This window comes from Streptomyces sp. NPDC002845 (assembly GCF_053591955.1).
Map to the genome: position 1 here is coordinate 39,339 of NZ_JBSFUU010000036.1, position 26,011 is coordinate 65,349.

Here is a 26,011-nt window from a genome sequence, read left to right on the forward strand (position 1 = left end):
CCGGCGGCGCGGCCGTGGTCCCAGTGCTCAGTGCCTCAGGTCCGCACCGACTGCCGCCGCCACGACGCGGTCCCGCTCGGTGCGCGTGAACACCCCCTCGGACAGCCAGCTGTCGGCGAGGGTGCGCACCGTCCGTACGAAGTGCCCGGCTGTCGCGAAGGGTGCCTGCTCCCAGAGCACATCGAGGAAGGTCGGACCGTCACCGAGGGCGCGGTTGGGTACGCCCGAGTCGGCGGTGCCGAACACGACGACGGGTTCGGCACGCCTGAAGTAGGCGTGGTAGCGGGTGTCGTCCGCGACGAAGAACGGTGCGAGGGTCAGGCCGTGCGTGGTGAAGTGCATCGGCCGGCCCTCGGGCCTGATCGCGGCGGCGAGGTCGCCCCGGAGCGTGAAGTCCTTGTAGAAGGAGAACGCGCGGAACTCCTGTGCCGCGCTCTGGGCGACCAGCAGTACCGGCCCGTAGAACACGGACTGGACGGCGCGATCGTCCAGGGCCCTTTCGACGCGCAGGCGGTACGGAGCGGAGATCCGCACGCGGTCGCCGCGCCGCCAGCTTCTGCTCAGGGTGAGGTAGCTGCCGGGCACGGCCCCGGCCGCCGCCACCCGTTGGCGGACTCCGTTGACCGTGACGGTGAAGCCGCCCGTGGCCCAGGAGGGGACCCGGAGTTTCAGATCGAGCCTGCCGCTGCCCTGAACGAACGTCAGGGTGCGTACGCCCTCGGCCGGGTAGTCGCTCGTCTGCTCGATCACGAAGCCCCGCTCCGGCCACCGCAGCGTCGAGGCGAGGTAGAGGTTGACGTACAGCGCGCTTCCGTCGGCGGAGCGGAAGTAGACGGAGTCCTGGTACTTGGTGTGGTTCTCCATGCCGGTGCCGCCGCAGCAGGTGCCGGTGTTGCCGTACTGGCGCACGACCCCCGGGCCCATTCCGACGAAGTAGGTGACCTCCGGGCTGCCCGTGCTGGGCGCGTCCCGGCGGGAGGCGAGGATGTGGTTGGTCAGGCCCCGCTCGTAGTAGTCCATGTAAGCGGGGTCCGGCTCGCGGAAGAACAGCTGCCGGGTCAGCTTGAGCATGTTGTACGTCGCGCAGGTCTCGGCGTTCTTGTCGTCCAGGGTGGCCGCGACGGCACCCCGGGCCCGGAACATCTCACCCTGGCCCGTGCCGCCCAGGCTGTACATCCGGGGGCCCGCGACCATGCCCCAGAAGTTGCGGGCCGCGGCGGCGTACTCCTCCTCCCCCGTGTGGTCGAACAGCCGCAGATAGCCGGTGAACTGCGGGATGTGCTGGTTGGCGTGCCGTCCCTCCAGGATGTCGCGGTCCTCGGCGCAGGCGTCCAGCAGTGCGGTGTTGTCGAAGCAGCGGGCGGCGGCGAGGTGTTCCGCCCGGTTGGTGAGGGCGTACAGATCCGCCATGACCTCGTTCATTCCGCCGTACTCACCCGCGATGTAGATGGACCACATGCGCTCCAGCTGCGCCTTCGGCAGACGGCCGAGCCGGCTGTGCACCCAGTCGCCCATCTTCGAGGCGATGGACAGCGCCTGCTCGTTCCCGGCCAGGGTGTGCGCGTCGAGGAGACCGCGCATGATCTTGTGGCAGGTGTAGTACGGCGCCCAGATGGTGGGGTACGTCGTGTAGCTCTCCAGGAGGATGAACTGCGTCTCCGGGTACGCCGCCAGGTAGCCGAGGTGACTGGGTCTCGGTGAGCCGTGTTCCGCCAGGGCCTTCTGGCACTCTGCGAGCGCGGTGACCAAGTAGTCGACCTTGTCCTTCAGCGCCGCCTCCTGTGTGTCGGCGTACGCCTGGGCGACGAGGGTCAGGAAGTGGCCGCCGTAGTGGCCGCGCAGGTTGCCGTCGGAGGTCTCCCAGCCGCCGGGCGGCCGGGCACCGCGGGTGTCGAGACCGGCGTTGGCCCGGAAGACGGCCAGGATGCGGTCGGCCGGGTAGGACCTGGCGTAGTCGAGCATCAGGTCGCGCTTGTGGCGGAAGACGCCGTCGCCGAGGGTCACTTGGTCCAGGGGGAAGGGGCGTACCGCCCAGGCGGGCGGGGCGGGCACCGAAGCCGCGGTGGTGGCCTGGGCGGGCGCGGTTGGGGTGGCATGCGCCGGCGAGGCCGCGTGTACGAGCGGCGAGGCAGCCGCGGCCCCGGCGGCGAGACTCAACAGTCGTCGGCGGGTGGGGGGTTGGGACATGCTCGAACTCCGGTCGTGTCGGTTGTCGGTCATCGGTCGGCTTGGGCAGGGGAACGGCGTCGCGCGGACATGAAGAAGCAGTCACCAAGTAGCAGTCACCGTGACGGTCGCCGTGGCACGGTAGGTGGTGCCCGCCACGGTTCCCTGCACCTCGAAGGTGCCCGGCCCGGCGTACTGGTCGGGCTCCACCGGGTCCCAAGTGACCGGGACCCGGCTGTCCTTGGAGCCGTCGTTGTAGGTGGCGACGACGGCCGCCGGGAGTGCGGGTGCCGTGCCCGCCCGGGTGGTGATGTGTTCCTCCGCGACGCTGGTGATCTCGACCGCGTCGGTGTGGCGCACCCACACGGTCACGGTGACGGGCCGCGCGGTCCGGTCGGCGAGGCCGGTGATCCGTACGCTGGTGCCGCCCTCGGCGACCTGCTCCTCGGTGAGGGCGGGCCAGACCACGGGCGAGCGCGCCGTCGAGCCGTCGGCGTACACCAGCGTCACCTGTCCGGGCAGGTCGGGGATCTCGCCTCGGAGAGTGGGCACATGGACCTCGCGTACGGACTGAGGTGCCTCGGCGTACACCTTCCACTCCTGCACGCCCAGCGCGAGGCCCGGGTGTCCGGTCAGCCGGGCCCGCAGGGCCGTCGTGGTGACGGGGGTGAAGGTGGTCCGGTTGTAGCGGTTCTCGGCGGTGCCGTAGTCGCTGGGTGAGGCGACCTCGCGCCAGGTGTCGCCGTCGCGGTACTCGATTACCCAGGACGCCGGGACGCCGACGCCGTCGGCCGCGCCCGGCTGTGCGTCGCGGAAGAAGTACATGTCGGAGCCGGTCACGCGGACCGGGTCGTTCCAGGTGTACTGGACCCACTGGGTGCCCTTCTGGGGCCAGCTGCCCCAGCGCGGGGCGTCGGAGGACGAGGCGGGTTCCCGGCCGTCGTTGATCGCAGCCACGGACTCCCAGCCCGAGGTGTAGGACGCGGTGGGTGTGGCGGACGGCGCCAGGTTCAGCTGCCCGTCCCCGGACCCCTCCGCCCTGACCACGACCTTCTTGGACGACTGCAACGCGCCGTCGGTGGCGGTGAGTTCGAGGGTGTAGGTGCCCGCCTCGGTGAAGCGGGCGACGGTCGTCGAGGCGCGCGGATCGTCGAAGATGACGGTGCCGCCGTCCGGGCCGTCCGCCGTCGTCCACGTGGCGGAGAGCTTCCGCTCCGGGAGCCCGTCGTCCTCGACGATCCCCGTCAGCCTGACCTGGCCGGGGCGGCTGTACGTGGTGTCGCGCCACGCCTCGACGTACGGAGGCTGGTTCCGGGCCGCTGAGGGCTGGACACCGGTGGCGAACGCCTGAACCTCCTTCAGGCCGGTGGTGTGGCCGTCCCGGTGGCGCATCAGCACCCGTAGCTTCTCGGTCGTCACCTCTTCGAAGCTCACCTGGTTGAGGTTGGCTCTCGGGTTGACCGGTGACTTGGCGGGGCGGGCCACGTCCTTCCACTGCCCGGCGCCGTCCTGGTACTGCACGGTGTAGAGAGCGGGCTCGGTGTATCCGCCCGGCCGTTTGTCGCTGTAGAAGTGGAGCCTGACGTCGTCGACCTGGCGCGGCCGACCGAAGTCGATCTCGTACCAGTCCTCGGTGTTGCCCGAGCCGCGGGCGCCCCAGAAAGGCTCGTTGATCGTGAAGCCGTCGACCGCGCCGGCCACGCCACGCCCCTGGGCCGCGTGGGATGCGCGGGCGGTGGCTCCGGCGGCGACGTTCTCCTTCGCCACACCTGTCAGGTCGCGGCCCGCCTTGGCGAAGAGGTCGGTGACGCGGTCCTCCGGGCCGTATTCGACGTCCTGCGGTTCGGCAACATCCGTACGCAGAGCAGTGGTTCGGGCCTTGGCCCCTCCTCCGTCGGGGAAAGTGACCTTGCGGGTGGCGGGGTCGTAGACGAGGTGGGTGAGGGAGTCGGCGGTGAGGGCGAGGTTCCCGTCGAGGTAGACGGAGTAGCCCTCGGGGACCTGACGGCCGTACGGCCGTTTCCCGTCGCCCGGTTCGTCCCACAGGACGGCCACGTCGGTGCCGCGGTAGTTGATGTCGGTGACGGCGAAGTGCGGCCAGTCGACGTCGATCGGCCGCAGCTCGATCTTGTCGTCGGTGCGCGGCCGGAAGCCCATCGCGTCCTCGATCACGGTCCAGTTGGTGGTGCCGAGGATGGTGTGGTGGATCCAGGAGCGGTAGCCGATCCGCTGCGGGTCGGCGCTGCCGTCGGCCCAGAACTCGTTCTGGTCGGGCCACCGGTTGTCACCGTCGATGTAGTGCGCCCAGGCGTTCCAGGACAGCAGCTTCTTGTACCAGGTGCTGTCGATGTACGTGTTCGGGTACTTCCGCAGCACCGAGGAGAGGAAGCGGAAGGTGACGGTGGAGTTGATGACGGAGAAGTTGTTGCTCCCCGGGTGCCCCTGCTCCGCCGCTTCCGCCTTGTCGGCCTGGTTGGCGGTGAAGAACGGGAAGACGGGGTACTGCTCGGCGTCCGCCCACAGCCGCAGGGCTTCGAGGTACTGGGGGTCCTCGTCCGGTGTGGGCATCAGGCCGACGCTGTACGGGTAGTAGTTGTTGATCTCCTTCCAGGGCACCAGGGCGTCGGTGGCCACGTGCCGGTGCTTGAGCAGCTTGTCCTGCGGGTCCCACAGGTGCTCCAGGACGGCGTCCTTCACCCGGTTCGCGACGCCGCGCATGTCCTCCGCCTTGGCGTTCTCGCCGAGCAGTTCGTACGCGCGGGCCGCCGCTGTGGCGTTGCTGTGGACGTACGCCGATTCGGCGCGGTCGAGGTTCCCGGGCCGCCAGTCGAAGGACACCGCGTCGGCGTCGTTGCCGGTCATGGCGCCCCAGTCGTACTCGATCAGGCCGTTGCCGTCGTGGTCGTAGTTCGCCAGCTGGCCGCGCACGTCCTTCTCGGCGTACCGCGCGAGGTTGCGCACGATTCCGTCGGGTCCGCCGTGCACCTGGTAGGAGCGCCAGGCGGCCTCGGAGATGTACTGGGTGTAGCTGTTGGACCAGTTCTCCGGGTCGCCCGGGTTGTCGGTGTACTTGCTGTTCTTCGACACCTCTCCGGCCGATACCCAGGGGCCGTAGGAATAGCTCGGATCGCGCAGGTACTTGAGGTCGTCGACGAACATGCCGACGGTCAGGGCGATGGCGTTGTTGTAGCCCAGTACGCCTTCCATCGAGGTGGGGAACTGGTAGTCGTTGCCGGGAATGTCGGCGTCGAGGTAGTTGTAACGCAGCAGCCACCAGCGGTAGTAGAGCGTCTTCTCGATGTTGTCGTCCGGGATGTCGGTGTACGGCAGGTTATCCGCCCACCAGCGGTTGTACGTCTGTACGTGGTTCCGGAAGGCGGCGGCCGGGGTCGCGGTGCGCACGGAGTCGTACTCCGGACGGGAGCGGGTGATCTCCTCGGTGACGAAGCCGAGTTGGACTTTGGTGGTGACGGTGTCGCCGACCGGCACCGCGAGGGAGCGTGTCAGGGCCTTGCTGCCGGGTGCGGGGGCCATGCCGTCACCGCTCAACCGGGGGAAGACGGTGGTGAGGTTGTTCTTGGCGGCCACCGCGCCGGTGAGTTCACGGCCTTCGGCAGTCGTGGTGTACGGGGACGAGGCGCGCAGCGTGACCTCGCGGGGTGCGGAACCGGTGTTGGTGAGGGCCAGGTTCGTCACGGCGACGTTGGCGTCGGTGATGAACTTGGTCTGCGTCACCTTCAGGCCGGTGGCCTCGTGGGTGAACTCGCTGCGCCAGTGGCTGGGGGTCTGGGTTCTGGCGTCGGTGTTCTCCCGGAGGGTGAGGTTCTCGCCGTTGACGGACAGGTCGATGGTGTACGCGGACCGGTTGTCGATGCTCTCCCAGTACGCCACCTTGCCGCCGAACCCGAGCCGGGAGGGGGCGTGCTCCTTCATGAACACCGCCCGGCCCCGGGTGAACAGCCAGTCGCCGGCGGGGTCCTGGCCCTTGCGGGCCAGCATCCGGTCCATCCAGAAGTCGGTGCCGTCCCCGGTCCGCCGGTCGGCCTCGTACTGGGCGTGCATCGTGCGGTGGACGGTGAAGCCCGCCGGGAGGGCGGGAACGGGCTCGTCGGTTCCGGAGTACACCGGGTAGCCGATGGCCGAGTTGTCCGCCGTGGCCGGGGCGGTGGCGGCGAGCGAGGCCAGCAGCCCCAGGGCCAGCGCTCCGGCGAGGGTTCTCCGGTGGTGCCGTCTTCGCGGTCCGTGCACGACTACCTCCCTGTGGGAGTGCTGTCCGGTGCTGTGGGGTGGTCCGGGTCGGCGGGACGGTCCGGGTCGGTGGTCGGCAGCCACACCCGCATCGTCGAGGGCCCGCGGTTCGCCCAGGAGTGGTAGGGCACCAGGACGATCCCTCCGTGGTCGGGGGCAGGTGCGGCGGCGGGGCGGTCGAGCGGCTGGTACGGCCAGGCCGCTTCGTTCTGCTCGGCGTGCGCGGCAAGTTCACCGGCGACGACTACGGTCCCGTCCGGCCCGTCCTCCGGCTCGGCGGACGGGTCCACGCGTATCGCGTCGACGTCGTGTCCGCCCGGCAGGTCCACCGACTCGGCGCAGTAGACCAGCGGCCCGCGCTGGACGGCCACGGTGCCGCGTACCGCGTCGATGCGCGGATCGGCGCCGGTCCAGCGCGGCGTGACGGGCAGTTCGAGGCGTACCTCGTCACCGGGCCGGAAGACCTGGGTGACCTCGGCCGTGCCCGGGGTGACGGCACAGCGTACCCCGTCCGGGTCGGTCAGCCACGCGGTGGCGCCCGCCGTCCATGCGGGGACGCGCAGCGACAGGGTCCACGGGCTGTGGTCCAGGGACCGGCCGATCCGCACGACCACGTTGCCATCGGAGGGGTAGCCGGTACGGACCCGCAACGCTACGCCGTGGCCGTCGGCGAGGGAGGTGGCGATCTCCGCGTCGGCGTACTGGTGGAGCTGGACGCCGTGGTCGTCCACCGTCGCCAGATGCGCGGGCAGTTGGGCCAGGGTCCGGGCCACGTTGGTCGGGCAGCAGGACACCGCGAACCAGGGTGCGCGCAGGCTCGATTCGGCACGCGGGCTTGCGGTGTCCGCGGGGGGCACGGTGCCCCGGCGGCGCCGGTGCAGGGTGTTGGCGTAGAAGAAGGCGCGGCCGTCCTCGGACGGTGAGGTCGCGACCACGTTGAACAGGGTCCGCTCGGCCAGGTCGGCGAAGCGCGGCTCGCCGGTGGCCAGCAGCAGGCGCCAGCTGAGCATCACGGAGGCGACACCGGCGCAGGTCTCCGCGTAGGCGCGGTCCGGCGGGAGTACGAAGTCGTCGCCGAAGGACTCGTCCCGGTGGTGCGAGCCCATGCCGCCGGTCAGATGGGTCCGCCGGGCGACCGTCGCCTCCCACTGCCGTACGACCGCGGCGAGCAAGGCGTCGTCCCCGGTCTCCACGGCCACGTCGACGGCACCGGCCGCGAGGTAGAGGGCGCGGACGGCGTGGCCGCGCAGCACCGTGGCCTCCCGTACGGGGATGTCGTCCTGGTAGTAGGCCCGGCCGAACTCGGTGTCGGCGAGCGTGCGGTGTCCTCGGCGGTCGACGAAGAGCGCGGCCTGGTCGAGGTAGCGCTGCTCCCCCGTCAGCCTGGCCAGCTCCACCAGGGCCGTCTCGATCTCGGGGTGCCCGCAGACGCCCTCGATGCCTCCTTGGCCGAAGGTGGCGCAGACGTGGTCGGCGGCGCGCCGGGCGATCTTGGCCAGCTCGCCCTCGCCCCGGGCCCGGGTCTGGGCCACGCCCGCCTGGATCAAGTGCCCGTAGCAGTACAGCTCGTGGCCCCATGCGAGGTCGCTGTACCGGGGCTGCTGACCGGGGCGGCCGAAGGCGGTGTTCAGGTAGCCGTCCGGTTCCTGGGCGGGTGCGATGGTCTCGGTGAGTGCGGCGATCTCCGCGTCGAGCGAGGGGATGTCGGCGCCGCCGTGCCCGGCGTGCCAGGCCATGGCTTCGAGGAGCTTGTAGACATCGGAGTCGGCGAACTCCCGGCCGCGCCGGTCGCGGTGGACCCGGCCCTCGGCGGCGGCCCGGAAGTTGCCGATCCAGCCCACGCGTTCCATCCAGTCGCGGCAGTGGGCGAGTGTGGCGGTGGCGTTCGTGTGCCGGCGCCGGGCCCAGAAGCCGCCGGTGATCCTGACCTCGTCGAGGCCGAGCGGTCGCAGCCGGCCCCGGGTCGGTGCCGCCGGCAGGACGGATGACCGCGCCGTGTTCTCCCTCACCAGTTCATGCCTTCGGCTCGTCCCTTCGGTTGTCCGTCTGTGTGGTCCGGTGCCTCAGCCCTTGAGCGCGCCCGACATGAAGCCCCGTACGTAGTGCCGTTGCAGCAGCAGGAAGAGCAGGAGGCAGGGCACGGCGAGGACCACCACGCCCGCCTCGGTGGCGCCGTAGTCGACGGCGCCCATGCTCTGCTGCCGCAGATTCGCGACGGCCAGCGGCAGCGGCGCCTTCTCGCTGTCGGAGATGAGGATCAGCGGCGCGATGAAGTCGTTCCAGGCCGCGAGGAAGGCGAAGAGCCCGACGGTGATCAGGCCCGGTCGCACCGCCGGGAGGAGGACCCGGCGCAGTGCGCCCGCCGTGCCGCAGCCGTCGACGAGCGCCGACTCCTCCAGTTCGCGTGGCACGGCCTCGAAGGAGATCCGCATCATGAAGGTGGCGAACGGCAGCTGGAACATGGCCAGGACCAGGCTCAGCCCGACCAGCGAGTTCTGCAGATGGAGCCTCCCGAGCAGCACGTAGAGCGGGATGAGGAGCGTGGCGTACGGGACCATGAGGATGGCCAGGGTCAGCAGGAACAGCAGGTTCTTGCCGGGGAAGTCGAAGCGGGCGAAGGCGTAGCCGCCCAGCAGTGACACACCGAGGGTCAGGGCGACGGTCAGGGCCGAGACGACGGTGCTGTTGAGGAGGTACTGCCACAGGCCCGCGTCGTAGTCGAGGAGCGTGCGGTAGTTGCCGAGGCCGTAGCCCGATTCCTGTGCGGTGCCCGGCTGTGCGCTGACCGAGGCCCAGGCGTTCCACAGCAGGGGGAAGAGGAAGATGACGGCCAGACCTCCGGCGACGACGTAGTGGGGCGTCCGGCCGAGGGCGCGGGTGAGCACCGTGGGGTCCCTTCTCCGGAAGGTGGGCGTCATGACTCGTCGGCGCGGCGCAGACCGCGGAACTGCACGACGTTGAGCAGGAGCAGCGCGGCCAGCACGATGATCGAGAGGGCCGCCGCGGTACCGAGGTCGAGCCGCTGGAAGGCCTCGCGGTAGATCAACTGGACCACGGTGACGGTGCTGTTGTCCGGTCCGCCCTTGGTGAGGATGAAGAACTGGTCGAAGGCGAGCAGCGACCCGGTCACACAGAGCAGCAGGGACAGGGCGAGGGACGGCCGCAGCAGCGGCAGCGTGATGGAGCGGAAGATCTGGCCGCGGCTCGCGCCGTCCATCCGCGCCGCCTCGTACACCTCGTGGGGGATGCGCTGGAGACCCACGAGCAGGATGAGCATGTAGAAGCCGGCGAACTTCCAGACGATGAGGAAGACCGTCGACAGCAGGGCGGCGGTCGGCGTGCCGAGGAAGGACACCGGCTCGTCGACGAGGCCCAGGTTTTCCAGGATGCGGCTGAGCGGGCCGGTGGTGGGGCTGTACAGGCCCCAGAACAGCAGGGAGGCGGAGGCCAGTCCGAGGGCGCCGGGCAGGAAGTAGACCGTGCGGAAGAGGCCCGCGCCGGGGCGGGACTCCTGCACCAGCAGCGCGAGGAGGAGGGCCAGTCCGAGGAGTACGACCGTGACGATCACGGTGTAGAGGAGGGTGAAGCGGATCGCGGGCCAGAACAGGGGGCTGTCGGTGACGTCGGTGTAGTTCTCGGGGGCGTTGACGCCCTGGTCTCCCATGAGCAGGGGCCAGTCGCTGAGCGACATCTGCCCGACGAGCAGCAGGGGCAGCAGGAAGAAGACCGCGACGAATACGGCCGTGGGGGCGGCGTAGCCGAGCCCCTGGACCTTGCGGGAGCGCCACAGGGGCTTGAACGTACGGGGTCGGCGCGTCGGGTGTTCCGGCCGGACCCGGGGCTCGGCTGCCGCTCGGTCGGGCGCCTTCACCTGCATGGCTCTCCTGTCAGTCGGCGAGCGAGGCACTGACCGCGTCGTTGTCCTTCTCGACGGACGCCCCGTCGCCGAAGACGGCGTTGCGCATCAGGGTCAGCCAGGGCCCGTTGGGGTCGTTGAAGGTCTGGCCGAACTTCAGCGCGTACGGGGTGTGCCCGTCGGCCACGAGTTCGTTGATCGTCACGAGCCTCGGGTCCGCGTCGGAGTGCTTGTTGGAAGCGAGATCGGTGCGCGCCACCACGTCCTTGTGCGCGGCGACGACATCGACCTGTGCCTTGTCGCCCAGTGACCAGGCGAGGAAGTTCCAGGCCTGGTCGGCCGACTCGCTGGTGGCGGAGATGCCGATGGCGTCACCGCCGACGAAGGTGGACCTGCCGCCGTCGGGTCCGGGGATGGGCGCGACGCCGAGGTCGAGGTCCTTGGGCATCAGCCCGAGCGTGGTCGACGGCATGGGCATCACGCCGACCTCGCCCTTCGGGAAGACGCCGGTCCAGGTCGTGCCCGTCTCGTCGCGTGCGCCGGGGGCCACGATGTCGTCCTCCACCCATCCGCGGTAGGTCTCGTAGACCTTCTGCGCGGTACTGGAGGAGAGCAGCGCCTCGGTTCCCTCCTCGTTCAGTACGTCCTCGCCCGCGGCCCAGATGGACGGCCACCAGGTGAAGACGCCGCAGCCACCGCAGTTGCCGCCGAAGAAGGTGCCGCTGACGTTCCCGCCCAGCGCGTCCACGGCCCGGGCGTGCCGGTCCCACTCGCGCAGGCTGGCGGGCGGTTGCTCCGGGTCGAGCTTCGCCCGCCGGTAGAGCTCCTTGTTGTAGAAGAGCACCGACAGGTCGAGGGTGTGCGGCACGACGTACTTCCGGTCCTCGTACGTACCGGCCTTGATGTGCGACTGGGCCAGGTGCTCGGCGAAGGGCAGGGCGTCGACGCGTTCGGTGATGTCGGCGAAGAGGCCGCTGGAGGTGTAGTTCGGGACGAAGACGACGTCGGAGGCGAACAGGTCGGGGAGGTCGCGGGAGCCTGCGGCGGCGCCGACCTTGGCCTGGTAGTCGTCGGTGGGGACGACGGTGAGTTCGACCTTGTTCTCGTGGCTCGCGTTGTACGCCTCGACAAGGGCCTCGCTCTGCGGCCGGGTCGCGGCACGCGTCCACATCGTGAGCGTGGTGCCGTCGTCGACCCCCGTGGCGTCCGCCGTTCCGCCTCCTCCGCCGTCGCCCGAGGCGCCCTCCCCCGAGCCGCATGCCGTGACCAGACTCGCGGCGGCGAGCAGCGCGACGGCGCCGGTGGCGAGGCGGCGTAAGCGTCCAAGTGGTCCGGCCGTGCTCCCCATGGTCGATCCCCCTTGTGTGGCGGCGGACCGTGGGCAGGCCTGCCGGTCGGGACGATGGATGCGGTGGCACTGAACTCCGCGAACTCCGCGAACTCCGTGAACTCCGCGAGTTCTCCGACAAAAACGGGCCGAAAAGGCTTTCTGCGAAGCTAGGACTCGACTCACTGCCCGTCAATCCCCTTGGGACGCAAGGATTTTGGAGGATCACCGAAACTTGCGACAGCGCCTTGTCCGAAACTTTTCGCGTACGGTTCTACGCGCGGCATGCCACCCTCAACGGCGTCGGCACGCGACGCGAGACAGGAGAACACCCATGGCACGGGCCACCGGCCCCTCTCGTTCGCATCCCGCCACGCTCAGCGATGTCGCCCGGCTCGCGGGCGTGTCCATCGCCACGGCGTCCAAGGCACTCAACGGCCGCAGTCAGGTGCGCGCGGAGACGAGACAGCGGGTGATCGAAGCGGCCGAGCGGCTGTCGTTCCGGCCCAACCAGCTGGCCCGTGGCCTGCTGGCCGGGCGGACGGGTACTGTCGGTCTGCTCACCAGCGACCTGGAGGGCCGGTTCAGCATTCCGATCCTCATGGGCGCCGAGGACGCGTTCGGAGCGGGCGAGGTCGCGGTGTTCCTCTGCGACGCCCGTGGTGACGCGATCCGCGAGCAGCACCATGTACGCGCGCTGCTCGGCCGCCGGGTGGACGGCCTCATCGTGGTGGGCAGCCGGACCGATCCGCGCCCGTCCCTCGGTCGCGAACTGTCCGTTCCCGTCGTCTACGCGTACGCGCCGTCGGAGGATCCGGAGGATCTGTCCATCGTCCCCGACAGTGTCGGCGCCGGCCGGATCGCCGTGGACCATCTGCTCGCGTGCGGCCGTACCCGGATCGCGCACATCACCGGCGACCCCGGGTACGCCGCGGCGCGGGAGCGGGCGGACGGCGCTCGGGCCGCGCTCGCCGACGCCGGCCTGGCCCTGGTCGGTGAACCGCGCTTCGGGGCGTGGTCGGAGGGCTGGGGGCGCGCGGCCACCGCGATGCTGCTCGACCAGCACCCGGACGTGGACGCCGTCCTGTGCGGCAGCGATCAGATCGCCCGGGGCGTCATGGACGTCCTGCGCGAGCGCGGCCACCGGGTGCCGGAGGACGTGGCGGTCATGGGCTTCGACAACTGGCAGGTCCTGACCTCCGCCTCCCGCCCGCCGCTGACCAGCGTCGACATGAACCTCGAACAGGTCGGCCGCGCGGCCGCGCACGCCTTGTTCACGGCGATCGCCGGGGCGCGGCGCTCGGGGGTCGAGGCCCTGCCCTGCCGGATGGTGATCAGGGGGTCCACGGCGCCGCTGTCCTGAACGCCATGGCCGACGACCGGACTCGGCGGCCGGGCGGACGGCAGAACCCTTGTCGTCACCCTGCCGGTCCGGGCCCCGCTGCCGACGGGTTCCGCGGAGGCCTCGGTCCCGCTGGCACCGCACCGGTCGGCCGGTCTTCCGCCGACGCCGGGTGGCACGGGGGCTGCTCCGAGCCGGCGTGGACGGTGGCCGCACATACGCTCACGGGTCCGGGTCGCGGCGGCGTCCCGCTTGCCGGAGTGCGCGACCACCGGCGCCCCGGCCGGTTCCACGGTCATCCCGTCCACGTCCGGCAGGTGCTTGCCTCGGTGTCAGGGACGCCCGCGGTGGCCCACCGTCGCCAGGGCGATGGTGACGTAGCGGTGGGCGATCTCGTGGGGCGGGAGGGGGCCGTCGGGGCGGTACCACTGGGCGACCGCCTGGCACATGGCGAGGACGGCGCGGCCGGCCTCCACGGGTACCGGGATGGTGAACGCGCTACGCAAGGTCATGTTCGGCACGGCGACCTGGGTCCACTCCGTCCCCGCCCGCACCCTGGTCCAGGAGGTCGCCGACCTCGGCCTCGGCGACACCGTCACCCACGACTGGCTCCTGGGCAACGCGGCCCGGCTGCTGGGCCTGACGGACGCGGAGCTCCTGCCGAGGGCACCGCTGGGCCGGTACCCCGGCTGATGCGCGCCCTGCCCCCAAAGCCTTACGGTCTCGGCATGACACTCGGCCCGGAGATCCAGCAGACTCGCCTGGTACGCACCCTGACGTTCGCCGGCCTGGTGCGGCGGGCCGCGTCACTGGTACGTCCCGGCCACCGCGCCCTCCTCGGCATCGCGGGCAGCCCCGGGGCGGGCAAGACGACGCTGGCCGAGCACCTGGTCCGGGCGCTGAACGGCGACGGGGAACCGTGGGTGGCGCATGTGCCGATGGACGGGTTCCACCTCGCGGACGTCGAGTTGGAGCGCCTCGGGCGCCGTGACCGCAAGGGGGCGCCCGACACGTTCGACGCGGCCGGCTACGCGGCGCTGCTGCGCAGGCTGCGGGACGAAGGGGATGAGGGGGATGAAGGAGTCGACGCGGACGACGTGGTCTACGCCCCGGGCTTCGAACGCACCCTGGAGCAGCCGATCGCGGGCGCGATCCCGGTGCCGCGCACGGCCCGGCTCGTCGTCACCGAGGGGAACTACCTGCTCCTGGACGACGGCGCCTGGGCCCGTGTGCGGTCCCTGGTCGACGAGGTGTGGTTCTGCGAGATCGACGAGGAGGAGCGCGTACGGCGTCTCGTCGCCCGCCACGAGGAGTTCGGCAAGGGGCACGAGGAGGCCGTGGCCTGGGTCATGGGCTCCGACCGGCGCAATGCCCAACTGGTGGCCGCGACCCGGGACCTGGCCGACCTCGTCGTGCCCGGCGCCGTGCTGCCGGGATGAGCTCGCCGCTCAGACCCCCCGCAGTGTCAGCACCGGCTCCCCCGCGGCGTCACCCGCCATGCCTCCGATCACCGCGGTGAACGCCTCGGTCCGGACGGTCAGGCCTTCCGGCACGCGCTCGAAGGCGGGGGCGAAACCGCCGCCCGCCCCGTAGCGCACGGCGAAGATGTTCAGGTCCTCCGGGGCGCCCGGCGCCGGTTCCGCCTCGTAGGCCGTGGACGCCACGACGTACCGCCAGCCCTCGTCGGGGTTGCCGTAGCCGCGCGGGTCGGCCGCGAGGGCGAAGGCCGCCTGCTCCTGGGTCGTCTCCGAACGGGCGTCGAAGAACTCGGCGCCCCCGGCCGACGGGTGGGTCAGGCGCAGGGGACCTGCGGAGGTCACGTCGGCCTCGGCGACCCTGCGCAGGCGCCCTTCGTCGTCCGTCACATACGGCAGTCCGGCGAGCAGGTACGGCGTGCCGTCGAGCCGTTCGACGGCGACCGTCATCCACAGCCGGGTGCCGTCGGTGACGTACAGGGACCGGACGTGCCGCAGGACGTGGTCGCGGGTGACGACGGGCTTGGTGACGAGCTTGGCGGTCAGGCCGTCGGCCTGGACGTCCCGGACCCGGACCTCGCCCATGGGGCGGCTGAGCAGGAAGCCGTCCGTGACGGGGCCGAACCCGTGCTGGCGGTTGACGGCGGCGGGCAGCAGATACGTGCCGGCCGCCTCCACCAGTGACGGCGTCATCCGGTCGTCGAAGGCGACCGAGACCGTGCCCGCGCGCAACTGGTGGCGGACCGGTTCCCCCGACGGTGTGCGGTGCCAGGGGGTCGTGTCCTGGATCTGCCAGACCAGCATGAACGCGAAGTGGCCGTCGATGCCGCCGTCCGCCGCGACCGCGTGCCGGCCCCAGCGGGTGTCGCCGCGGTAGCGGCCGAGGTCGGCGCCGATGCGGTGGCCGAAGTAGCGCAGGCCGAGGACGGACTCGAAGCCGGAGTGCTGTTCGCTGTAGCGGGGGCCGCCGACGTCGAAGCCGCTGTTGGTCAGGCGGGCGTCGAGGTAGCGGGCCAGCGCCTGGCCGTCCTCGGCGAAGACCTGCTCGCCGCTGACGCGGTGGGCCTGGGCGAGGAAGGACAGGGAGATCGGGCCGTAGTTGTTGTCGTACGCGCCGCCGTGCTCCGGGGGCAGCAGCGCGCCCCGGTCGCGTACGCGGTGGGCGCGGATCTCGTCGGCGTAGAGGCCGAGCGCGCGGGAGCGGACCGTCTCGGCCTCGGCGTACGGCAGGTGGCGGGCCAGCATGAGGCCGCCCACGACGCAGCCGATGGCCTGGTTGCCGGCTTCCTGCGGGTTGAAGAAGGTCGCCTCGGTCAGCCAGTGCCAGTAGCCGTGTCCCAGCTCGATGAGCTCCCAGCGAAGTTCGTCGTCGAGGATGTTCTCGGCCGCCTCGACGACGTTGACGAGTTGCAGCAGCGCCCACACCGTGCTCGGCCAGTCGCCGATGGGGTGGGCGCCCGGTGCCGGCACGTAACGGGCGTACGGCAGGCCGGAGCCGCGGATCTTCAGGTTGGGATAGCCGGGATTGTCCTCGGTGAAGACCCGCCGGCGCAGATGGAACTGGGTGCTGCGGTGGATGGCCGTCGGCAGCCGCGGGTCCTTGGTGCGCTGCCAGCCGAGCGCGAGCAGGGAGGTGATGCCGAGGGAGGTGTCACCGATGTCGTCGACGCAGTCGGGGTGTTCGAGGTTGCCCTCGGGCGTCAGGCGCGCAAGGGCCTGCTCGACGACGTCCGCGAGGACGGCGTCGTATGCCTGCGGGCTGTCCGGCAGGTCGTGCAGCGGGCCGCGCTGGTGCGTGAGGTGTACGGGAGGGGGCGTGCGGTGCACGGGGATCAGCCCTTCAGGCCGGAGGTCGCCATGGCGTGGGTCGTCCGGGTCACACGACAGGTGCGGGCCGGCGGGCACGCAGTGCGACGGTCAGTGTGTGCGGGCCGAGTCCACCGATGTAGACACGGTTCCCGGTCGTCGCATCGGTGCCGCCCACCACGGTGTAGTCCTGACCCGGGTCGTACCGCAGTACGTCGCTCCGGTCCGGCCCGGCCGGCGGTTCGCCTGCCTCGACGCCGGCCTCGACCCGGATCTCGTCGTCGCCGACCCGGTAGGTCATCGGTTCGGTCGTCAGGCACCAGCGTCCGTCGCCGATCGGTACGGCGCCCTCTGGCACGCCACCAGGCCGGAAGGTCAGTTCGAGGGCCCAGGGCACCCGTGGTCCGCTGATGTCGATCCGCAGGTCCGCGCCGTCCTCCCGCAGGTCCACCTCGACGCGGGTCGTGTGGGAGACCTCGTCCCGAGGCCGGTCCGGGAAGGCCATCGCGGCCGAGAAGCGTCCCTCGTCCACCAGCCGGTAGCCGCCGTCGTCGCGCCTCCGGTCGGTCGGGAGCGGCTGGTAGTAGGCGGCCGTGAGGGTCTCGGTGAGCCGGTACCGGTTGTCGGCGAGCTGTTGCATGCCGGCGGCGCGGAACGGGCCCAGGTCGAAGAACCCCCGCGTCAGACGGACCGCGTCCAGGACGGCGTCGCCGGCGAACAGGCGCAGGAAGGTGGGATTGCAGGCGAGGCCCGAGCGGATGCGCCGGTGCTCGGGCACGTCGGAGCCGCCGTACACCACCGTGTGCACGTCGGCCGAGGCGTGTGCGGCGAGGCGTGCGGTGGTGATGTACCGGTCGCGCGGAAGTGTCTCCGCGGCCGGGGCCGGCAGGGCGCGGCACAGGGCCGGGGTGAGGAGGGTCTGGGCGAGCAGGTCGGCGTCGTCGATGCCGCCGACGGCCGCCAGCCGCGCCGCCCGGCTGAAGTCGCCCCGGCCGGTGCGGATCGCGAGCAGCCGGTAGTGCGGCAGGTAGGGCGCCAGCGGGAACGGGCGGTTCTGGTCCTGCCGTCGCGAGTGCACGGTCTCCACCGTGCCGTCCGGCCTGATGAGGTCCAGGGTGGTGGCGAGGTTGTGTTCGACGGCGTCCAGCAGGTCGGCGCGGCCGAGCACGTCGGCCAGCAGGAGCAGCGATGGGTTGGACACATGGGCCGCATAGTTGGCGCTTCGTTCCGAGTACAGGCCCTCCGCGTCGATGTCGACGCCCTCGGCGAGCCACTCCTCCACGCGGTCGAGCAGCCGGTCGTCCGGGAACGACCGGTGCAGCCGGGTGAGCGCCGCGCACAGCTCCCAGCGATGGTTCGGGGTGTGCACCCCACCGGTCAGGAGACTGCCGGTGGCGGCGTCGGCGATCTCGGCGAGCGCGGCCGTGACGTCGCGCAGTTCCGGCCCCGCGCCGGCGGCGAGGACGTGCGCGTCGCACACGTCGTTGACGGTGAACGCGGAGTCCGGCGGTGACTGCACGTTGTCGCCGCCGGCGAAGAGGCCGGTGGTGGTCTGCACGGCCCGCAGGGCGCGCAGGTGGGTCATCGCGGCGGCGACGGCCTGCCCGCTGCCGTGCAGTGCCGAGTCCGTGGAACGGTACGCCGCGACCAGGGTCTTCACCCGGCGGGCCAGAGCGCGGTGGGGCACACCGGCGGGTTCCTCGCCGGGGTCGGCCGCCAGCGGGGCGGCCGGCCGGTCGGCGGCGCGGGCCGCCGCGCGGACGAACTCGTGGTCGAGCGGGGTGGGCAAGGTCAGTCCTTCAGTCCGGCGTTGATGTCGGCGTTCATGACGTAACGCTGGAACACCAGGAAGACGACGATCAGCGGAATCATGGAGATGACCGATCCGCCGAGCACCACCGACCAGTTGATGTTCTGCGCGCCGACGAGGCTCTGGATGCCGATCTGCACGGTGAACTTCTCGGGGTCGTTGAGCATCAGCAGCGGCCAGATGTAGTCGTTCCACCGCCACTGGAACGACAGGATGGCGAGCGTCAGCATGATGGGCCGGGAGACCGGCACCATGATCCTCAGAAAGATCGACAGCTCACGCGCCCCGTCGATGCGGGCGGCCTCGATGAGCTCGTCGGGGACCGTCAGGAAGAACTGGCGGAACATGAAGCACCCGGTCGCGGTGAGCAGGGCCGGGAAGATGATGCCGGCGAGCGAGTTGTAGAGGCCCAGGTCGCGGACCACCAGGAACTGCGGGGCGAGCATGACCTCGGACGGCAGCATCGTCGTGGCCAGGACGCAGATGAAGAACACCTTGAGCCACTTGTTGTCGTACTTGGCCAGCGCGTACCCCGTGCAGCAGCTGACTCCCACCGTGAGGATCGTCGCGATCACACACACGATGGCCGTGTTGATGAAGTACTGGGAGAAGTTGGCGCCGTCCCACGCTGCCTGGTAGCCCGACAGGGTGGGGTCGCTCGGAAACAGCGACAGCGAGGTGAACAAGTCTCCCGCCGGTTTGAAGGAGCTGAGGACGAACCACAGCACCGGAAACCCGTAGATGGCCGCCAGGACCCACAGCAGTGTCGTCGCGGGCACCGCGCGCCGAAGCCCACCGCCGGCCGCGCCGCGGGGCCGCTTCTTGGGAACGGCCCGTCCGGGCTCGGCGTCGACCGGGCGTGGCATGTCTGTGGTTGTCATCGGTTCTCCACCCGCCGGTTGACGATCAGCTGGATGATCGCGACGGCCATCAGGATGAGCATGAGCACGAACGACGCGGCGCTCGCGTAGCCGATCTGGCCCGATTTGAAGCCGGTCTGGTAGATGTACTGGACAAGCAGGTTGTTCGACGTTCCGGGTCCGCCGTTGTTGAGGGAGGCGAACAGCGGGTATTCCTTCATCGCGTGGATCGTGTTGAGCAGGATGACAATGAAGGAAGTCGGCGCGATGCTCGGCAGTGTGATGCTGATGAACTGGCGCCACGGACCGGCGCCGTCGAGCGAGGCCGCCTCGTAGTAGGACACCGGTACGTTCTTGATCGCCGCGATGAACAGCAGCATCGAGAAGCCCGTCCAGGCCCAGGACGCCGCCACGACCACCACCATCAGCGACAGGTCCGCGTTTGACTGCCACGGAACCGCGCTTCCGCCGAACTTCTCGATGACGTAGTTGACCAGTCCGAAGTTCTCACCGAACAGCCACCGCCACAGGACACCCACGACGATGGGCGACAGCAGCCACGGGATGAAGAAGAAGACGCGGGCGACCGACACACCCTTGGCGTGCTTGCCCACCAGCACGTTGGCGATGAGCAGCGAGAGCACGAAGTTCAGCGGAACGAAGAGCACGGTGTACAGCAGCGTCCGGGTCAGCGCGCCGTAGAAGGTGGAGTCCCCAGCCAGGTTCTGGTAGTTGTCCAGTCCGACGAACTGGAACGCCCCTACGCCCGTGTAGTTCGTGAAGGAGTAGACGAGCCCGATCACCGCCGGCCAGGCGAAGAACAGCGCGAAGAGCACGACATTGGCCGCGATGAGGACGAGCGGCGCAAGGGTGTACTTACTGCGTCTCCTGGGCGGGCTCACGGACACGTCCGAGGCGCGTTTTGTCATCTTCCTGACTCCGTGCTGGTGAAATAGGTTCCTGGGCTCAGGCCATGAGCCCGGCATCACGTGGGGGCCCGAGGCCGGGCGGCGGGGTCGAGAACACCGCCGCCCGGCCTCGGGCCCACGCTCAGCCGCCGACCTGCTGGTTGTAGCCGGCCACGATGTTCTCCAGGGCCTCGTCGGCCGACTGCTGGCCGTTGATCGCCTTGCCGAGCTCCGTCTTGGTCGGGTCCTCGGTGAGGCTCTTGCCCTTGAGCACCCAGTTCGTCTGCGCGCTGTTGAAGTAGCCGGAGATCGGGTCGTAGAGCGGGATCGACTCGTTGTACAGCTTGAACGCCGCCTGCGCCGCCTCGGACTTGAAGGGGTACTCCGGGTTCAGACCGCTCTCGACCGGCAGGAACCCGGACGCCTCACACAGCTCCTGGTAGTGGGCCGGCTCGTACAGCCAGGACAGGAACTTCTCCGCGGCGGTGGCCGCGTCGGCGTTGTTGTTGAAGCCCACCGTCATGCCGCCGCTGTTGACGTCACTGGCCTGCACCGGCTGGGCGGGAGTCGGGACGCTCGCCCACTCGAACTTTGTGATGCTCTCCGCGAAGGAGGCGACCTGCCACACGCCAGACCAGTAGGCGACCACGTCACCGCTCTGGAACATGGCCGACGGGTCGGCGCCGCTGGTCCACACCGACTTCGGCATGGTCTTGTCGTCGTTCAGTCCGACGAAGTAGTTCACGGCCTTCTTGGTCGCCGCGTCCGCCGAGAACTTGCCGGAGGAGTCCGCGTGGACGTACTTGCCGCCCATCTCGTACACCATGGCGCGGAGCCGGGAGGGCGACTGGTCGAACGTCAGGGAGTACTTGGCGCCGGCCTTCTCCCGGACCTCGTCCGCCGCCTTGATGAACTCGGTCCAGGTCCAGGTCTTCTCGGGCGAGGTCGGGTAGGAGACGCCGGCCTTCTCGAAGAGCGACTTGTTGATGAACAGGCCGGACGCGGTGACGTCCGAGGGGATGGACAGCACCTTCCCGGACGAGTCCTTGGCGACAAAGTTGGCGTTGATCCTGTTGCTCTTGTTGTTGGCGATCGAGCTGAGGTCGATCAGCTTGTTCGACCAGATGGGGTCCAGCTTCGGCACTGCCGCCACGTCGGGCAGGGAGTTCGCCTGCGCGGCGTTGCGCAGCTTCGCGTCGTAGCCGTCGTAGGGGATGTTGACGAGCTTGACGTCGACGCCGGCTTCCTTCTTGTACTGCGCCACCATCTTCTTCCAGCCCGCGTCCTGCCCCGGAACCGTGGAGATCCAGAACGTCAGCGACTTGGAGGTCCCGCCCGACTCGGAGCCCGACCCGCAGGCGGAGAGCAGCAGGGCACCTGCCGTGGCCACGGCAGCGAGGGGAACCAGGCGGCGTATACCGCCGCGGCCGAGTCGGCGGGAGCGCCGCACACCTACATTGATCATCTTCGATCCCTTTTTCGTCGCAGGGGACGGAGCACGGCGCCGACCGAGGCGGCACGGGTGCATTTTGCAGGAAAGGTCGCTTTCCGGGGGCGCGGCCTCGCCCGGCCGCGTCATCCTGACGGGCGAGGATCCCCGGCCGTCCTGGCCGTCACCGCACGGGCACGCCCTCGTGCGGTTGCCGTACGTCGAGTACGGGCGGGACGCTCGCTCCAAGCCGGCGTCCCGGCCGGCTCAGAAAGCGCTTGTCCGGACATTGGCAGACCTCCGGGTGACCCGTCAATGCTTCTCTCGCGCCCCACCGGTCACGGTTTGGATTCCGTGGGCGACCGCGAGCCGGCTCGCGCCCGCTACGGTACCGCTGTCGCCGACCGTGCTGCTGACCACCTCGGTGGGCCAGCTCAGCCGGGCCAGTTCGGCGCGTACACCGGGCAGGAGCTGCGGGTCCGCGCCGGTGGCGCCGCCCAGCACGATCAGCCCCGGGTCCAGCACGGCGGCCACGGCCGCGGCGAGCCGGCCCACATCGGCGGCATGCAGGCCGACCAAGGTGCGGGCCGTGGCGTGGCCCTCCCCCGCGAGGGCGAAGAGCCGCTCGGTGGTGCGGGGGCACGGGCCGTCGCCGTCCTGCCAGGCCTCGGTGACCCGCCGCAGGAGGGAGCGTGAGCCGATGCGCTCCTCCAGGGCCTCGTGGCGCGGTTCGCGGCCCTCGTCCCACGGGTAGGGCAGCCGGGCCACCTCTCCGGCGGCGCCGTTCGCTCCGCGCAGCACCTGGCCCGAGACCACGATGCCGAGGCCGATACCCACGCCGATCCGCAGATAGCCGAAGGTGAGGCGACCACGGGCGGCCCCCTCGTGCAGCTCGGCGAGCGCGGCGCAGTTGACGTTGTTCTCCAGGTGGACGGGAACACCCTGCGGCAGTGCGACGGCCACGGCGTCGAAGACGGGTCCCGCCTTGGCGGTCGCGGGGCGCATACCGGTGCCCTCCTCCTGTGCGGTGACATCGCCCACGGCGACGACGATGGCGCGCAGGGGAGCGCCGACGGGCAGCGCGTCCAGGGCCTTGCGTACGACGTCGGCGGCGTCCGCCCGGGAGCCGGTGCCCTCGGCGAGCAGGGTGCCGTCCAGGGCGCAGCCCCGCACCTGGGTGCGGGCGGGCCCGAGGTCGACGGCGAGCACGGCACCGGCGGCCGGTCCGAGACGGTAGACGGCGGCGGAACGGCCGGTGCCGCCGGAAGCGGTGCCGGAGTGGGCGGCGAGCCCGGCGGCCTCCAGTTCGGCCACGGCGGAGGAGACGGTCGGCTTGGACAGGCCCGCGCCGGCCGCCAGCTGGGGGCGGGTGGCGGTGCCCACCGCGGCCAGGACGGCGAACACCGCGCGGGCACTCTCGCTCAGGTTCATGCTCTCCCTCAGTCGTGCCACAGGGGCCTGTCGCAAGGGTCGTACGGCATCGGGGTTCCGTGCCTCTTGACGCACCCTACTTCGTTAGTAAACTTCCTAACGAAGTCATCGCGGTACTCGCCTGCCGCACTCGCCAGAGGCCCGTCCCGGGGCTTCCCGACCACCTCACCGCCGCTCGCCGCGCGACGTCCACGCCGCTCCGCGGCGCCGCGGCGGGGCATCGGCTCCCGCCTGCCCAGGCACGGTTCGCCCGCCGTTCGCTGTGCATCGCACTCACCGCGCGACGACGAAAGAGGATCCGTGCAGGACTCCGTGCCCGTCTCCCTCGGCATCGACGTGGGCGGCACCAAGACACATCTCCGCGCCCGCGCGGGAACGAACTCCGTCGCCGATCACGTGTGCACGAGCACCGGCTGGCGGCCGCACGACCCCGTGGCCGCCGCCGCGTGGCTGGCCGCGCTGATCGGTGAGGCGTTGCCCCGGGGCACGAGTCCCGCCGCGGTGGCCGTCGGCGGGCACGCCTGTGAGACGTCTCGCCAGTGCGAGGGGATCCGATCGGAGCTGCACGCCCTTCTCGGCGTTCCCTGCCTTGTCGTCGGGGACGCCGAACTCCTCGTGCCCGCCGCCGGGTTGGACAAGGGCGTCGGCCTCGTCGCCGGTACCGGCTCGGTCGCGGTGGGGCGGCTCGCCGACGGCACCCCGGTGCAGGTCGGCGGCTGGGGCGCCGTTCTCGGCGACGAGGGCGGGTCCGCCGGGCTGGTCCGCGAGGCCGCCCGGGCCGTCTGGGCCGCGCACGACCGGGGCGAGGCCCCCGACGTGCTCGCCCGCCGGCTCCTCGACGCGTTCGAGGTCGCCGAAGTCCCGGCGCTGGGCGCGGCGTTGGAGAGCGTCACCGGTGTCTCGGCCGAGTGGGGGCGGCACGCACCCGTCGTGTTCGCCGCCGCCGACGACGGCTCCCGGCTCGCCCGCGAGGTGATCGCCGACGGGGGCCGCGCGCTCGCGTCGCTCGTCGTACGGCTCGCCGGCCGCGGTGTCGCCGTCGACGACGTCGTGGTCGCGGGCAGTACGGTCCTGGCCCAGCCCTCCCTGTACACCGCGTTCACCGCCTCGCTCGCCGACGCCCTGCCGTCCGCGCGGCCGCGGCCCCTGCAAGTGCCGCCGGTCGACGGGGCGTTGGCACTTGCACAATCTCTCCTTCGACCGGTCACCGGCTGATCACCGGCCGGTCGCCGACTGGTCATGAACCGGTCACCCGTCGACTTCAGTGTCAGCCCGAAGATCCGAAAGATCCGAAGACCCCTTCCCTGTGATTCCCTGTGAAAGGAGCGGCATCCGTATGCCGTCATCAGCCGGGCACAACGCGCTCAACCGGCGTGTCTTCCTCAGAAACTCTCTCGGTGCCTCGGCGGGCCTCCTCGCCGCTCCGACCGTCGCGACCTGGTGGCAGGCGCCCGAGGCCAAGGCCGCCACGGCGTTCGCCGCCTTCGTCGACGACTACACGACCAACACCACGGCCAACCTCACCCCCGAGACGAACGCGGTGGTCCGCGCCCTCGGCGGCTTCGCGCGCATATGGAAGACGGGGGACGCCTGGAACACGGGCATCCCGCTCATGCCCGAGATCCTGCGCGCCAACATGCGCTACTGCGCGCGCATCACCGCCCGGCGCACCGACGCGCAGGCACGCGAGGCGTTCATCACCGACCGCCAGCACCAGAGTTACTCGGTGATCGCCGGCCTCGGCCCGCTCGCCGAGCTGTACAAGTCGGGCGCCAAGGCGGTCACGTCGATCACCACCGCCCCGGACGGCACCCCGCCGGCCAAGATCAGCGACTCCCTCCCCGCCGACGCTCCCGAGGGGTCCGCGACCGGCGCCGGGTCGACCACCTCCGAACTCGGCCTGGTGGCACAGCTCGTCAACACCGTGCGCGGACCGTTCGCGTCGAGCAACCCGTCCAAGTTCTCCTACCAGTACCCGCGACCCTGGCGGCTGAACGAGAACAGCGAGGCCGTCGACACCGGTGAGACCGACGAGTTCGGGTTCCCGGTGTACGAGTCCGATGTGATCGTCGCCCCGCAGCTGCTGCGGCAGCGCGGCGATGACCCGGACAGGGACGGCGGCTTCCCCAGCGGGCACACCAACGCCCTCCACCTGGCGGCTCTGGCCTACGCGTACGCCGTACCGGAACGCTTCCAGGAGATGGTGACCCGCGCCTTCGACTCCAGCCACTACCGGATCGTCTCGGGCATGCACTCCCCGGTCGACGTCATCGGCGGCCGTGTCATGGCCACGGCCCTGGCCGCCGCCGCGCTCGCCGACCCCAAGAACGCCGAACTGAAGGCCGCCGCCCGGGAGCAGGCCCGGTCGTACTTCCTGGCGCGGACCGGTACGACGGCGGACACGCTGTACGACTACGCCCACTCGGCCGGCCCGGACAGCGACCCGTACGCCGACCGGGCCGCCAACGCCCGCCTGGTCGCGCCGAAGCAGACGTACATCCTGTCCCGGCGGGGCCGTTCCGTGCCGATGACCGTGCCCAAGGGCGCCGAAGTCCTGCTGGAGACGCGGCTGCCCTATCTGGACGCGGCCCAGCGGCGCGAGGTGCTCCGCACGACGGCTCTGCCCTCCGGATACGTCCTGCTGGACGGCTGGGAGCAGTGGGGCCGGCTCAACCTCTTCGCCGCGGCCGACGCGTACGGCGCCTTCGACACGGACGTGCGCGTCACGATGGACGCGGCCGACGGCGGCTTCAGCGCGGCCGACACCTGGCGCAACGACATCTCGGGCTCGGGCGGGCTGGTCAAGCGCGGCACCGGCTCGCTGACGCTGACCGGCGCCAACCGGTACACGGGCGGCACCACCGTGGAGGCGGGTGTGCTGGTGGCCGCCTCGAAGGAGGCGCTCGGCCGCGGTGACGTCCACGTGGCGGGCGGCACGCTGAGCACGGGCGACAACACGGTGCGGGTGCGCGGCGGGTACGCGCAGGCCGGCGTCCTCGACGTCACGCTCGACCGTGGCACCGATCCCGCCCTCAAGGTGGACGGTCGCGCGGTCCTCCGGCGGGGCAGCTCGCTGGTCCTCCGGTTCGACCCCCGCCAGGCGCCGCGCTCCGGCAGCACGGTGGCGGTCATCGGGGCACGCTCCCTTCGGGGGCGCTTCGCCGAGATCACCGTTGCCGCCGAGGGCTGGAAGGCCGAGCAGGTCTGCACGGCGCGGGGGGTGTCGGTACGGCTGACTCGGCGGTGAGCGCCTGAGAGCTCGGTCGGTTCGGTGGGACGGCGGCTGCGGGCCGGTTGTGGCTGGTCGCGCCCACGCGGCGGAGCCGCACAGTGTCACCGCCCCGCGCCCCTGT

18 protein-coding genes are annotated in these 26,011 nt (G+C 70.9%); 5 read left to right on the forward strand and 13 right to left on the reverse strand.

Annotated features, from left to right (window positions below; all coding sequences use genetic code 11):
- Nucleotides 1-27 precede the first annotated feature (27 nt).
- The 6 genes from ACWD3C_RS25580 to ACWD3C_RS25605 all read right to left on the reverse strand — a co-directional run bounded on the left by ACWD3C_RS25580 (nt 28) and on the right by ACWD3C_RS25605 (nt 11,618).
- Nucleotides 28-2,187 carry a glycoside hydrolase family 127 protein gene (locus ACWD3C_RS25580; protein ID WP_451147693.1) on the reverse strand — a complete coding sequence of 720 codons (2,160 nt, stop codon included), beginning with the start codon at nt 2,185-2,187 and terminating at the stop codon, nt 28-30.
- A gap of 81 nt (nt 2,188-2,268) precedes the next feature.
- Nucleotides 2,269-6,414 (reverse strand): Ig-like domain-containing protein, encoded by a 4,146-nt coding sequence (locus ACWD3C_RS25585; protein WP_451147695.1) that lies wholly within the window; start codon nt 6,412-6,414, stop codon nt 2,269-2,271.
- A gap of 2 nt (nt 6,415-6,416) precedes the next feature.
- Nucleotides 6,417-8,423: a glycoside hydrolase family 127 protein gene (locus tag ACWD3C_RS25590; protein ID WP_451147697.1), complete on the reverse strand. Its 2,007-nt coding sequence runs from the start codon at nt 8,421-8,423 to the stop codon at nt 6,417-6,419.
- Between the two features lie 54 nt (nt 8,424-8,477).
- Nucleotides 8,478-9,299, reverse strand: coding sequence for a carbohydrate ABC transporter permease (locus tag ACWD3C_RS25595; RefSeq protein ID WP_451147801.1), 822 nt, complete (start codon nt 9,297-9,299; stop codon nt 8,478-8,480).
- A 29-nt stretch (nt 9,300-9,328) separates the two neighbouring features.
- Nucleotides 9,329-10,291, reverse strand: a complete 963-nt coding sequence (locus ACWD3C_RS25600) for a carbohydrate ABC transporter permease (RefSeq protein WP_451147699.1) — start codon at nt 10,289-10,291, stop codon at nt 9,329-9,331.
- Between the two features lie 10 nt (nt 10,292-10,301).
- Nucleotides 10,302-11,618, reverse strand: a complete 1,317-nt coding sequence (locus ACWD3C_RS25605; RefSeq protein ID WP_451147701.1) for an ABC transporter substrate-binding protein — start codon at nt 11,616-11,618, stop codon at nt 10,302-10,304.
- 313 nt (nt 11,619-11,931) lie between these two features.
- On the opposite strand from ACWD3C_RS25605, the gene ACWD3C_RS25610 reads away from it, so the two are divergent.
- Nucleotides 11,932-12,960, forward strand: a complete 1,029-nt coding sequence (locus ACWD3C_RS25610) for a LacI family DNA-binding transcriptional regulator (RefSeq protein ID WP_451147703.1) — start codon at nt 11,932-11,934, stop codon at nt 12,958-12,960.
- A 311-nt stretch (nt 12,961-13,271) separates the two neighbouring features.
- Here the strand turns inward: ACWD3C_RS25610 and ACWD3C_RS25615 are convergent, their stop codons facing one another.
- Nucleotides 13,272-13,451, reverse strand: a complete 180-nt coding sequence (locus tag ACWD3C_RS25615) for a hypothetical protein (protein WP_451147705.1) — start codon at nt 13,449-13,451, stop codon at nt 13,272-13,274.
- Here ACWD3C_RS25615 and ACWD3C_RS25620 point away from each other — a divergent pair.
- Nucleotides 13,450-13,632, forward strand: a complete 183-nt coding sequence (locus ACWD3C_RS25620) for a hypothetical protein (protein ID WP_451147707.1) — start codon at nt 13,450-13,452, stop codon at nt 13,630-13,632. The two genes, ACWD3C_RS25615 and ACWD3C_RS25620, sit on opposite strands and share 2 nt — an antisense overlap.
- A gap of 35 nt (nt 13,633-13,667) precedes the next feature.
- Nucleotides 13,668-14,378 (forward strand): nucleoside/nucleotide kinase family protein, encoded by a 711-nt coding sequence (locus ACWD3C_RS25625; protein ID WP_451147709.1) that lies wholly within the window; start codon nt 13,668-13,670, stop codon nt 14,376-14,378.
- 9 nt (nt 14,379-14,387) lie between these two features.
- On the opposite strand, the gene ACWD3C_RS25630 is transcribed toward ACWD3C_RS25625, so the two are convergent.
- The 6 genes from ACWD3C_RS25630 to ACWD3C_RS25655 form a co-directional block, all read right to left on the reverse strand.
- Nucleotides 14,388-16,241 (reverse strand): hypothetical protein, encoded by a 1,854-nt coding sequence (locus ACWD3C_RS25630; protein WP_451147711.1) that lies wholly within the window; start codon nt 16,239-16,241, stop codon nt 14,388-14,390.
- Nucleotides 16,242-16,290: 49 nt separating this feature from the next.
- On the reverse strand, nt 16,291-18,009 hold the full coding sequence (locus ACWD3C_RS25635; protein WP_451147713.1) for a hypothetical protein: 1,719 nt from the start codon (nt 18,007-18,009) through the stop codon (nt 16,291-16,293).
- A gap of 2 nt (nt 18,010-18,011) precedes the next feature.
- Nucleotides 18,012-18,911, reverse strand: a complete 900-nt coding sequence (locus ACWD3C_RS25640; protein ID WP_451147715.1) for a carbohydrate ABC transporter permease — start codon at nt 18,909-18,911, stop codon at nt 18,012-18,014.
- Nucleotides 18,908-19,819 carry a carbohydrate ABC transporter permease gene (locus ACWD3C_RS25645; RefSeq protein WP_451147717.1) on the reverse strand — a complete coding sequence of 304 codons (912 nt, stop codon included), beginning with the start codon at nt 19,817-19,819 and terminating at the stop codon, nt 18,908-18,910. Before ACWD3C_RS25645 ends, ACWD3C_RS25640 begins: the two co-directional genes overlap by 4 nt.
- A 121-nt stretch (nt 19,820-19,940) precedes the next feature.
- Nucleotides 19,941-21,263 carry an extracellular solute-binding protein gene (locus tag ACWD3C_RS25650; protein WP_451147719.1) on the reverse strand — a complete coding sequence of 441 codons (1,323 nt, stop codon included), beginning with the start codon at nt 21,261-21,263 and terminating at the stop codon, nt 19,941-19,943.
- Nucleotides 21,264-21,539: 276 nt separating this feature from the next.
- Nucleotides 21,540-22,658, reverse strand: coding sequence for an ROK family protein (locus tag ACWD3C_RS25655; protein ID WP_451147721.1), 1,119 nt, complete (start codon nt 22,656-22,658; stop codon nt 21,540-21,542).
- A 300-nt stretch (nt 22,659-22,958) separates the two neighbouring features.
- Between ACWD3C_RS25655 and ACWD3C_RS25660 the strand changes: the two genes are divergently transcribed.
- Entirely contained in the window at nt 22,959-23,873 is a 915-nt protein-coding gene (locus ACWD3C_RS25660) for an N-acetylglucosamine kinase (RefSeq protein ID WP_451147723.1), read from the forward strand.
- Nucleotides 23,874-23,994: 121 nt separating this feature from the next.
- The gene (locus ACWD3C_RS25665; protein ID WP_451147725.1) at nt 23,995-25,905 is read left to right on the forward strand and encodes a phosphatase PAP2 family protein; all 1,911 of its coding nucleotides are present in this window, start codon (nt 23,995-23,997) and stop codon (nt 25,903-25,905) included.
- Nucleotides 25,906-26,011: the final 106 nt, after the last annotated feature.

Bases quoted from the DNA above. Each gene is read 5' to 3' on its own strand.
- ACWD3C_RS25615 (WP_451147705.1), bottom strand. From the start codon at position 13,451: ATGACCTTGCGTAGCGCGTTCACCATCCCGGTACCCGTGGAGGCCGGC.
- ACWD3C_RS25640 (WP_451147715.1), bottom strand. From the start codon at position 18,911: ATGACAACCACAGACATGCCACGCCCGGTCGACGCCGAGCCCGGACGG.
- ACWD3C_RS25610 (WP_451147703.1), top strand. From the start codon at position 11,932: ATGGCACGGGCCACCGGCCCCTCTCGTTCGCATCCCGCCACGCTCAGC.
- ACWD3C_RS25605 (WP_451147701.1), bottom strand. From the start codon at position 11,618: ATGGGGAGCACGGCCGGACCACTTGGACGCTTACGCCGCCTCGCCACC.
- ACWD3C_RS25580 (WP_451147693.1), bottom strand. From the start codon at position 2,187: ATGTCCCAACCCCCCACCCGCCGACGACTGTTGAGTCTCGCCGCCGGG.
- ACWD3C_RS25625 (WP_451147709.1), top strand. From the start codon at position 13,668: ATGACACTCGGCCCGGAGATCCAGCAGACTCGCCTGGTACGCACCCTG.
- ACWD3C_RS25600 (WP_451147699.1), bottom strand. From the start codon at position 10,291: ATGCAGGTGAAGGCGCCCGACCGAGCGGCAGCCGAGCCCCGGGTCCGG.
- ACWD3C_RS25645 (WP_451147717.1), bottom strand. From the start codon at position 19,819: ATGACAAAACGCGCCTCGGACGTGTCCGTGAGCCCGCCCAGGAGACGC.
- ACWD3C_RS25665 (WP_451147725.1), top strand. From the start codon at position 23,995: ATGCCGTCATCAGCCGGGCACAACGCGCTCAACCGGCGTGTCTTCCTC.
- ACWD3C_RS25655 (WP_451147721.1), bottom strand. From the start codon at position 22,658: ATGAACCTGAGCGAGAGTGCCCGCGCGGTGTTCGCCGTCCTGGCCGCG.
- ACWD3C_RS25650 (WP_451147719.1), bottom strand. From the start codon at position 21,263: ATGATCAATGTAGGTGTGCGGCGCTCCCGCCGACTCGGCCGCGGCGGT.
- ACWD3C_RS25620 (WP_451147707.1), top strand. From the start codon at position 13,450: ATGTTCGGCACGGCGACCTGGGTCCACTCCGTCCCCGCCCGCACCCTG.